The 8,952-nt window shown below is 59.2% G+C and carries 9 protein-coding genes; all 9 read left to right on the top strand.

Annotation, left to right across the window (positions count from 1 at the left end; translation table 11 throughout):
• Nucleotides 1-684, top strand: a 684-nt coding sequence (locus NUW23_05165; protein ID MCR4425567.1) for an HlyD family efflux transporter periplasmic adaptor subunit, incomplete at its 5' end; no start/stop codon positions are given.
• A 5-nt stretch (nucleotides 685-689) separates the two neighbouring features.
• Nucleotides 690-1,406 carry an ABC transporter ATP-binding protein gene (locus NUW23_05170; GenBank protein ID MCR4425568.1) on the top strand — a complete coding sequence of 239 codons (717 nt, stop codon included), beginning with the start codon at nucleotides 690-692 and terminating at the stop codon, nucleotides 1,404-1,406.
• Entirely contained in the window at nucleotides 1,403-2,641 is a 1,239-nt protein-coding gene (locus NUW23_05175; protein ID MCR4425569.1) for an ABC transporter permease, read from the top strand. The genes NUW23_05170 and NUW23_05175 overlap by 4 nt, the downstream gene beginning before the upstream one ends.
• Nucleotides 2,642-2,663: 22 nt before the next feature.
• A complete protein-coding gene (locus NUW23_05180) occupies nucleotides 2,664-3,377 on the top strand; it encodes a hypothetical protein (GenBank protein MCR4425570.1) in 714 nt (237 codons plus the stop codon).
• Nucleotides 3,378-3,754: 377 nt separating this feature from the next.
• Entirely contained in the window at nucleotides 3,755-4,645 is an 891-nt protein-coding gene (locus NUW23_05185; protein MCR4425571.1) for a MurR/RpiR family transcriptional regulator, read from the top strand.
• 17 nt (nucleotides 4,646-4,662) lie between these two features.
• On the top strand, nucleotides 4,663-5,994 hold the full coding sequence (locus NUW23_05190; GenBank protein MCR4425572.1) for a hypothetical protein: 1,332 nt from the start codon (nucleotides 4,663-4,665) through the stop codon (nucleotides 5,992-5,994).
• On the top strand, nucleotides 5,988-6,728 hold the full coding sequence (locus NUW23_05195; GenBank protein MCR4425573.1) for an SIS domain-containing protein: 741 nt from the start codon (nucleotides 5,988-5,990) through the stop codon (nucleotides 6,726-6,728). Before NUW23_05190 ends, NUW23_05195 begins: the two co-directional genes overlap by 7 nt.
• Before the next feature lie 82 nt (nucleotides 6,729-6,810).
• On the top strand, nucleotides 6,811-8,088 hold the full coding sequence (locus tag NUW23_05200; GenBank protein MCR4425574.1) for an ABC transporter substrate-binding protein: 1,278 nt from the start codon (nucleotides 6,811-6,813) through the stop codon (nucleotides 8,086-8,088).
• Between the two features lie 70 nt (nucleotides 8,089-8,158).
• A partial coding sequence (locus NUW23_05205; GenBank protein MCR4425575.1) for a sugar ABC transporter permease occupies nucleotides 8,159-8,952 on the top strand: 794 nt, incomplete at its 3' end.

Genomic DNA, 8,952 nt, shown 5'->3' on the forward strand with positions numbered 1-8,952 from the left:
GCGGAGAAAGCTCTCGCCGACGTCAGGGACGCCCTGGAGAAGCTCACACTACGCGCCCCGTTTGACGGGACCGTGCTCTCCGTCGGCGCCGCGGTGGGCGAGGAAATACCAGCGGGCTCAGGGCAGGAACCTCTCATCCAGTTGGCTGCGAGCGACCAGTGGTCTTTGCTCGCCTACGCCGACGAAGCCGACATCACCCAGATACAGATCGGGCAGACCGTGGAGATCATGTTCCTGGCCGCCGAAGGCCGCGTCTTCCGCGGCAGAGTCTCCGGCGTAGGAGGGACCGCCAAAGCCGGCGGGGACGTGGCTTCCTACCCAATAACCATCGATCTTCTGGATTTCGCGAGCTTCTTCCTCCCTGGCATGACCGCGGACGCAGAGATCATCACCTTGCGCCGTTCGGGCGTCTTGGTAGTGCCCAAATCCGCAGTCACAGTAAGGAGGGGCGCTCCATCGGTACAGGTGCCAACTGAAGGTGAGCCGACCTACCGCCGGGTCACCACAGGGGCAGAAGCCGGAGGAATGGTGGAGATCGTTGAAGGGCTCGAAGAAGGAGACACCATACTGCTCCCGGACAACGTCAGGTCCGTTCCTCAGGGTTCCTCGACATCACCCAACAACCGCCAGCCCCAAGGGTTCTCTCCATTCCAGACGACGATGCCAGGGTTCATGAGGAGGTAAGGCCGTTGATCCGGGTCGAGAACCTTACGAAGGTATACACCCTGGGCAAGGTGCAAGTGCATGCACTCCGCGGCGCAACCTTCCACATCGCCCCCGGGGAGTTCGTGGCAATCATGGGGCCGTCAGGATCCGGGAAATCGACACTGATGAACCTCCTGGGCTGCCTTGACCGGCCCACATCTGGGTCATACCGTCTTGCCGGACGCGAGGTGTCCACTCTGGGAACACGGGAACTGGCGAGGGTGCGCAACCGCGAGATCGGTTTCGTCTTTCAGTCCTTCAACCTCCTGCCCCGGCTCACCGCTCTCGGGAACGTGGAGCTCCCGCTGGTCTACGCGGGAGTCGGGGTCAAGGAAAGGAGAGCCAGGGCGAAGGAGGTTTTGGAGGCGGTGGGGGTCGGTGAGCGCATGTCACACCGTCCCATCGAGCTCTCTGGGGGGCAACAGCAGAGAGTCGCCATTGCCCGTGCCCTCGTCACCTCCCCCAAGCTGATCCTGGCTGACGAACCTACGGGCAACCTGGATACGAAGAGCAGCGGGGAGATCATGGAGATCCTGGCCAGGTTCAACCAGGAGGGACGCACCATAGTGCTGGTTACCCACAACCCAGACATCGCCGCCCACACCCAGAGGCGCCTTGTCTTCCGCGACGGGCAGCTTGTCAGCGATACCAAGGCGGGCAGCGCCGATCATGCCGAGCGCGCCGGAGGTGAAACCGCATGAGAGTGGTGGACAACATGAAGATCGCCGCAGAAGGGCTGAGCACCAACCCCATGCGGTCTTTCCTCACCTCTCTTGGAGTGATCATCGGCGTGGCCGCGGTGATCATCATGGTAGCCATCGGAGAAGGTGCCAGCGTCCAAGTCTCCAGCAGGATTCAGGGGCTGGGCGCGAATCTCCTGATCGTGATGCCCGGCCGTGCACGAGGTGGGGCACCTGGCGCCCGTGGTGCGGAAGGGTCCGCCACGACCGTCGATACTAAGATATTCGAGCTTCTCAGGAGTCAGGCCGTGATGCCCCGCCTGATGGCCCCCGAAACATCAAGATCCTTGGCGGTGACCGCAGGGACCACGGGTGTAACTGTCAGCATCGTGGGAACTACGTCCGAGTACTTCGAAATTCGCAACTACACCCTGGCCTCCGGCACGCTGTTCGAGGAGGACGACCTTACATCGAGGAAGCGAGTTGCGATTCTAGGCGCATCGGTCGCAAACGAGCTCTTCGGTGAGGAGGATCCTTTAGGGAAGACAGTCAGGATAAGGGCATCCCTGTTCCGGGTCATCGGGGTACTTGAGGCCAAAGGCCAATCGGGCCTCGTCAACCTGGATGATCAGATCTTTGTGCCCTTGACCACTGCCCAATCGCGCCTTTTCGGCAACCAGACCCTCCGTTCCATCTATATTGACGTCGGCGACGCTTCCCGGGCATCCGCTGTTCAGGCTGAGATCGAAGAGATCCTCCTCGCGGCCCTCAAGGACGAGAACAGTTTCATAGTCAGAAACCAAGGCGAGATCATCTCGACCCTGGAGGGGACCACAAGGTCCATGGGCCTGTTGCTCGCGGGGATAGCGGCAGTCTCCCTGGTTGTGGGGGGAATCGGGATCATGAACATAATGCTGGTCTCGGTGACCGAAAGGACGCGGGAGATCGGCATCAGGAAGGCTATCGGCGCGCAACGCGGAGACATCCTTGCCCAGTTCCTCCTGGAAGCAGTGGCCCTGAGCCTCGCGGGAGGCATATTCGGGATCCTCTCCGGCTGGGCAGGAGCCCGGATCGCATCTCGCGTGGCTGGCTGGCCTACTGTTGTGTCAGTTTCATCTGTCCTTGTGGCGTGTGGGTTCTCGCTGGCGGTGGGCCTGTTCTTCGGAGTCTACCCAGCCAGTAAGGCATCTGCCCTCGAGCCAGTCGAAGCGCCTCGACTGGCTCGAGGCGCTTCGGCACGATTGATTGTCCAGTAGCAGACACGGGAGGGTTGGTCTGATGAACCGGACACATGTCCTTGCCCGCTTTATATGTTGCGTGCTGGTGAGTCTGGTCGGATTGGCCGTGACTGGTTCACCACCGTCTGAAGCGGCCCAGACTCCCCAGGAGCAGCTGAGAGAGTTGAACGTGAGGCGGTCGGAAAACAGAGTCAACCTCTATTGGACTGTAGAGGGCCTCGTTCAACTGGAACAGTCCAAGAACAAGAAGGTGAACCTCACGCGTCAACAGGCTGAGAAGATCCTACCCATCCTCGAGGAACTCGTAAGCCGCGGCGTGCTTCAGACCGAACTCGGCGCCGGTGAGCAAGCCACGCTGCCGGCCGCAGGCACCGCCAGCGGAGGGTCCGGAGTTGGCGGGTGGGGCCAGGGGTGGGGCGGGGGCCAGGGGATAACTTTGGACGACGCAACCCTGCGCAAGCGGGTGGCGGAAGGCATCGCCCTCGAGAAGTTCGTCGAGGATTGCCTGGCCAGGATAGACTCGATCCTCGCCCGAGACCAGGTGTCCTTCATAGACAACCTGAACTTCGATCCGGCGGCGATCGGACTCGGCACGCAGGCCGCCGCGGGCCTGGGGAGCCAGCGTGGAACAGAGACTCAGCCATCCCAGAGGCAGCTGGAGGAGGCACAAAAGAGAAGAGAGAGCCTGATGAAAGCCCGCGTGGAACTGGTGCGGAAAGCCATGGACCTGGTGCGCGCCAAGGCGGGCAAGTGACGGTTGTGCCTGCAGTAACCTAATCGAAATTTCCCATGGGCGCTTGCGGAATGGATCAGAAGAGGATTCCGCTTGCGCCCGTTCCCTAGGTCAGGGACGTCCCCGGCAGTCACGATAGATATCCCCAACTCCTTCCACATCCAGTGGGCCTCCACATCCAGACTTCGGCCATCTCTTCACCATTCATACGCGGCACTCAGGCGCCAGAGCCCCTCTTCGGCGCCTGGTTCGGAGAGAATCTCTTGGAATTCTGCTATGAACAAGGAGGAATTCTCCACCTGATGTAGAATCACTCCTCGACAATAGCAGTGTCCATGAAGATTAGCTCCATATGGCAGTCTTGATGGTCCAGCCCAGCAAACAGGAGGTGCGTTTTCGTGGCAGAGGTTGGCCAGAGCATCAGTGCAGCCGAGGCCCTATCCCTTTCCTCCAGTTGTCTGGCCAAAGTCCGCAGGATGTTCAGTGGGTTCAGGCCGGCTGAGCAGAAAGTTGCATCCTATATTCTCGAACATGGGGACAAGGTCATATACCAATCCATAACCGAACTCTCAGCAGCAACAGGGACCAGCGATGCCACGATCATACGGGTGTGCAACAACCTGGGGTACAGCGGGTACCAGGAACTCAAGATAGCTCTCGCCCGTGAACTGGTTTCTCCACATAAGAACATACATGAAGACATTCAACCTACCGACACACTGGCAGTCGCCGTTCGAAAAGCGTTTCAGGCGAACATGCAGGCGATCAGTGACACTCTGGACGTTCTGAGCAATGATGCCCTCGAACGGGCGGTAGAGGCCATCGTCGGCGCAGAACAGGTTTACCTTTACGGCGTGGGCACCTCTGCACTGGCCGCTCAGGACGCCTACTACAAACTCCTCAGGGTCGGCGTTCATGCCAATTTCTACGTCGATCCCCACATGCAGGCAATCTCAACGGCTCTGATCACAGAGAAGGACGCGGCAATCGGGTTCTCTCACTCAGGCTCCACCAAGGACGTTGTGGACGTTCTCACTTTGGCAAGATCTCGCGGCGCGTGTGTCATCTGCATCGTCAACCGTGCCCGGTCGCCCGTCGGTAAGCTGGCGGATATCCTGCTTCGAACAGCCTCGGAGGAGACCCCATTCGGCAGTGGCGGGATGCCCTCGATGATGGCTCAGCTGAGTGTGGTGGATGCCCTCTTCGTCGGGGTCTCTCTCCGCATATACGACCGAGCGATCTCCTTCATCGAGCGGACTGGCGAGACAGTCAAGAACAAGAAGTATTGACTGTGGGAGATACGTAAATGGCATCTGTTGGATCTGCAACTCAGCCCATACCGTTTACTACTGGCGTGCCTATGGCCGGGTACTGGGCTAGAGCCGGGGTTTCGTCGGGAACGCACGACAGGCTCTGTGCCAGAGTCCTTACCATCGATGCCGGTGAGCGGCTCGCACTTGTGAGCCTCGACATTCTGTCCGTCGACTACGGTCTCTCGGCTGAGGTCAGGTGCCGAGTCTCCGAGGAAACTAGTATCCCCCCCAGTAGGATCATGGTTTTCGCCACACACACCCACTCTGGCCCGGGACGCATCTTCCCCGACAGGGGCGATGTGGACCCTTGTCTCGTCAGCGAGATTGCGCGGGCAGCAGGAATTGCAGCACGGGCAGCATGGGCGTCTCGCCAGCCATGTGTCAGCGGGTACACAACAGCGCATGTGGAAGGAGTCTCAGGCCGGCGTTCGGGTGCCGGTGGCCACGCAGGCCCTGTCACCGGTGTACTCGGAGTGCTTGCATACCGTTCAGAGGGTGGATCACCCCTCGGCTACCTACTCAATTTCGCGTGCCACCCCACAGTTCTTGGGCCGGATAACCTACTGTTATCCAGAGACTGGCCGGGCTATGCAGTAGACACGCTGCAGCAGGACAAGGGGCTGGGTTGCACGACGGTTCTCTTCGCCAACGGAGCTGCAGCCGACGTGAGCACCCGCTGCACTCGGCGTGAGCAGTCGTTTGCGGAGGCCAGCAGACTTGGGCGAATAGTAGGCGAGATAGCCAAAAGAGCGGCAGGCGCTTTGGCTTTCCAGTCCGGTGTTCAAGCCCGCCTGGAACACTGCCGTGCTCTGCTTCCTCGGCGTCCCCTCCCCCCTGCGCATCTCGTGAGCACAGCACTGAACAATGCCCGCTGCGCCGCAGAAAGAGCCATCAAGAAGGCATCCAAGTCAGGCTCGGCCCAGAAGAGAGCCGGAGCAGTCAAGGCCGCATTGGATCTCCAAGCGGCGTGGGAAATTGTGTCAAACCGGGTGCGGAGAGCCGGATCCGCGGCGCTGGAACCGGTCCCCGCTGACCTCTACATCGCCGATGTGGGGCCGGCCACGCTCCTGTTCCTCCCGGGTGAGATCTCAGAGTCCCTGGGTGAGCGGCTGAAGCGCTGCGCGGCCTCCGCCCGAGGCATCCCGCCAGAGCGTATCTGCCTGATTGGATACGCAAACGGACATGTCGGTTATGTGATGGGAACCCTTCCGGAGGCGGATCCGAATTATGAGGAGATCATGAGCGAGTTTGGGCCCCAGGCCGCAGACGCTCTAGAAGAAGCAGTCAGGAGATTGTCCATCAAAGGGATGTGCACTACATGTTAGGTCGTACTTATCTGGATCATCTCAAAGAACTACTTACAACCATTGAACAGACGCAGTCCGAAGCAATCAGTCGTGCAGCGTCCGTCATAGCAGACTCCATAAACAAAGGGGGAACTCTACATCTCTTCGGCACAGGCCACTCTCACCTCCTCGCAGAGGAGGCGTTCTACCGTGCGGGCGGGCTTGTCCCGGTGAACGCGATTCTCGAGCCGGCACTGATGCTGCACGACGGTCCGTTCAAGGCTACAGACATGGAACGGCTGGAAGGATATGCGGAAATAATCCTGGACCACAGCGGCATAGAGGAGGGTGACGTTCTCATCGTCATCTCGAATTCGGGACGAAACGCGGTGCCCGTTGAGATGGCGGTTGCAGGGATCGCCCGCGGCATCACTGTCGTTGCTCTGACTTCTCTCGCCCATTCGCGGAGCGTTCCGTCCCGGCATTCGAGCGGCAAACGTCTGTATGAGGTTGCCGACATCGTCATCGACAACTGCGGCGTCGTTGGAGACGCCATTCTCTCTATTGGCTCTTCCCGGACGCACATATGTCCTACTTCAACAGTGACGGGTGCGGCGATAATAAACACTCTCGTTGCCGAAGTGGTGGAAAGACTCGTGGCGCTTGGAGCAGAACCGCCCGTGTTCGTGTCTGCTAACCTCGACGGAGGAGATGAGTATGATCGGCAGTGGGCAGCCAAGTTCGCCAAGAAGCGCGCAATCTGTAGGGGGTGATGACTGAAGTCTATTGAGAAAGGTGGCGCAGACGGTCAGACAGACAGTACTTACCAAATGATGTGAAGGAGGAATCATGAGTATGACAGGATTCGGAAGACTGAGGCTTCTATCAGCGATGGCGCTCATGTTCCTGCTAGCCGTCACACTGTCCACGGTTGCGGGCGCCCAGCAGAAGACCACCATCACGTTCTGGATGGCTGGCGGCACGGATGACTCCATCCCGCTGGTCCGCAGGCTGATTACCGAGTTCGAGGCCAAGAACCCCAATATCGCAGTGAGATTCCAGGTGATTCCGTGGGCTGAGGACCCGCACATGAAGTATCAGACAGCCGCAGTCGGCGGCACGCTCGCAGATGTTTTCACGATGGGCAGCCCCTTTGAGCACGTCCTGGCAGGAGCTGGGGTGCTCGAGCCTCTGGACCGTTACATCTCCAATGAAACCAGGAACGACTTCTTCCCACAGTTCATTGCGAATTCCACGTGCAACGGGAAGCTCGTCGCGCTCCCCTGGTTCGGCTCAGTGAGAGCACTGTTCTATAGGCGCGACCTACTGGCTGCGGAGGGGATTCCCGAACCCACTACTAGCTGGACCTGGGAGGAGTTCCTGTCCTATGCCAAGCGGCTCACCAAGGATCTCAACGGCGACGGCATCATCGACCAGTACGGGTTCGGCACCTCAGGCAGGTACGTGTCGCAGTACCAGCCGTTCGTCATACAGAACGGCGGAAACTTCGTGGACGAAGACAGGATGTTGGCGACGGCCAACAGCCCTGAAGTTCTGGAAGCGATGCAGTTCTATGTGGATCTGGTCAGGGTGCACAAGGTCTCGCCTCCGGGCATCTCCACAATTCTGCTCAACGAGATCCAGAAGATGTTCGCTGAGGGAAAAGTGGCGATGTTCTTCGATTGCGAGGATACCGCCATCAACTTCGACAAGGAACCATCCCTCAAAGGCAAGTTCGGCATCGGCCTCCTGCCGCACAGGAAACAACACGCAGCGTTCGCGGGGACCGATGTCATAGGCCTTTCGAGCAAGTCCAAGAACAAAGACGCGGCGTGGAAGTTCATCGACTTCATGGTCTCGCCTGAGTCCATGGCACAATACTGCCTCGTGTCAGGGTTCTCCCCGGCCCGGAGATCCCTGGCCGACCACCCGGGTTTTCAGACTCCTCTGCGGCAGGCGTTCATAAAGCAGCTCGAGATCGGAGGGTACTTCTACTTCAGGACGCCAAAATCATCGGCCATAAGCCGGATTGTGCGAACTGAGACGCAGGAGGCGCTTGAGGGCAAGAAGACTGTCCAGCAGGCGATGAACGACGCGCAGAAGCAGCTCCAGGAGGAGCTCGGAAGGCCGTAATCATCCATCGGCACCGCCGGGCGGTCTCGCTCGACCGCCCGGCCCACACCGAACTGGGGAGGAATTCACCGTGGGGCCTGTCCGGCGTCGGAAGTCATCTAAGATTCGCTCGCTGCTTGAGGCCTATTCGTTCTTGGCGCCCGCCTACATGGTTTTTCTGGTCTTCATATTCGTGCCCGTGATTTGGGCTTTCTACCTTGGGATGTTCGATTACAGCATCCTGTCCATGCGCGCTCCCCGCTTCGTCGGACTCAGAAACTATGTTTCGCTCCTACATGACCGCATCTTCCACGTGGCCCTCGCGAACACAGCCAGGTACACCCTTGGGACGGTCCCTGGGAAGATGACCATCGGGCTCATCGTTGCCTTGCTTCTGGATCAGCGAGCGCTCAAAGCCAAAAACTTCTTCCGCACGTGCTATTTCTTGCCTGTGGTGACGTCGATGGTGGCCGCCTCAATCATATGGCTTCTTATTTTCAACGCCGGCGAAGGTGGACTCGCCAATCAGTTCTTGCGGTTGTTCGGCTCAGCGCCGAGGGGCTGGCTTGCAGACTCGAGGTACGCGATGGCCTCTGTGGTGATCATGAGCATATGGAAGGACATGGGGTACTGTATGCTCATATACCTCGCGGGTCTGCAGGGTATTCCAGTCGAAATATACGAAGCCTCGAGCATCGACGGGGCCTCCCCATGGCAGCGACTAATACATATAACTCTCCCGCTCCTCAAGCCCACGACTTTCTTCATCCTAGTGACACAGCTCATAGGATCCTTTCAGGTATTCACACAGACATACGTGATGACCGGCGGTGGACCCGGCTACAGCACCACAACACTGATCAACCTTCTGTACACCAAGGGTTT

Source organism: Bacillota bacterium, from assembly GCA_024655925.1.
Lineage (GTDB): Bacteria > Bacillota > DTU025 > DTU025 > JANLFS01 > JANLFS01.

Bases quoted from the DNA above. Each gene is read 5' to 3' on its own strand.
- NUW23_05190 (MCR4425572.1), top strand. From the start codon at position 4,663: ATGGCATCTGTTGGATCTGCAACTCAGCCCATACCGTTTACTACTGGC.
- NUW23_05180 (MCR4425570.1), top strand. From the start codon at position 2,664: ATGAACCGGACACATGTCCTTGCCCGCTTTATATGTTGCGTGCTGGTG.
- NUW23_05200 (MCR4425574.1), top strand. From the start codon at position 6,811: ATGACAGGATTCGGAAGACTGAGGCTTCTATCAGCGATGGCGCTCATG.
- NUW23_05175 (MCR4425569.1), top strand. From the start codon at position 1,403: ATGAGAGTGGTGGACAACATGAAGATCGCCGCAGAAGGGCTGAGCACC.
- NUW23_05195 (MCR4425573.1), top strand. From the start codon at position 5,988: ATGTTAGGTCGTACTTATCTGGATCATCTCAAAGAACTACTTACAACC.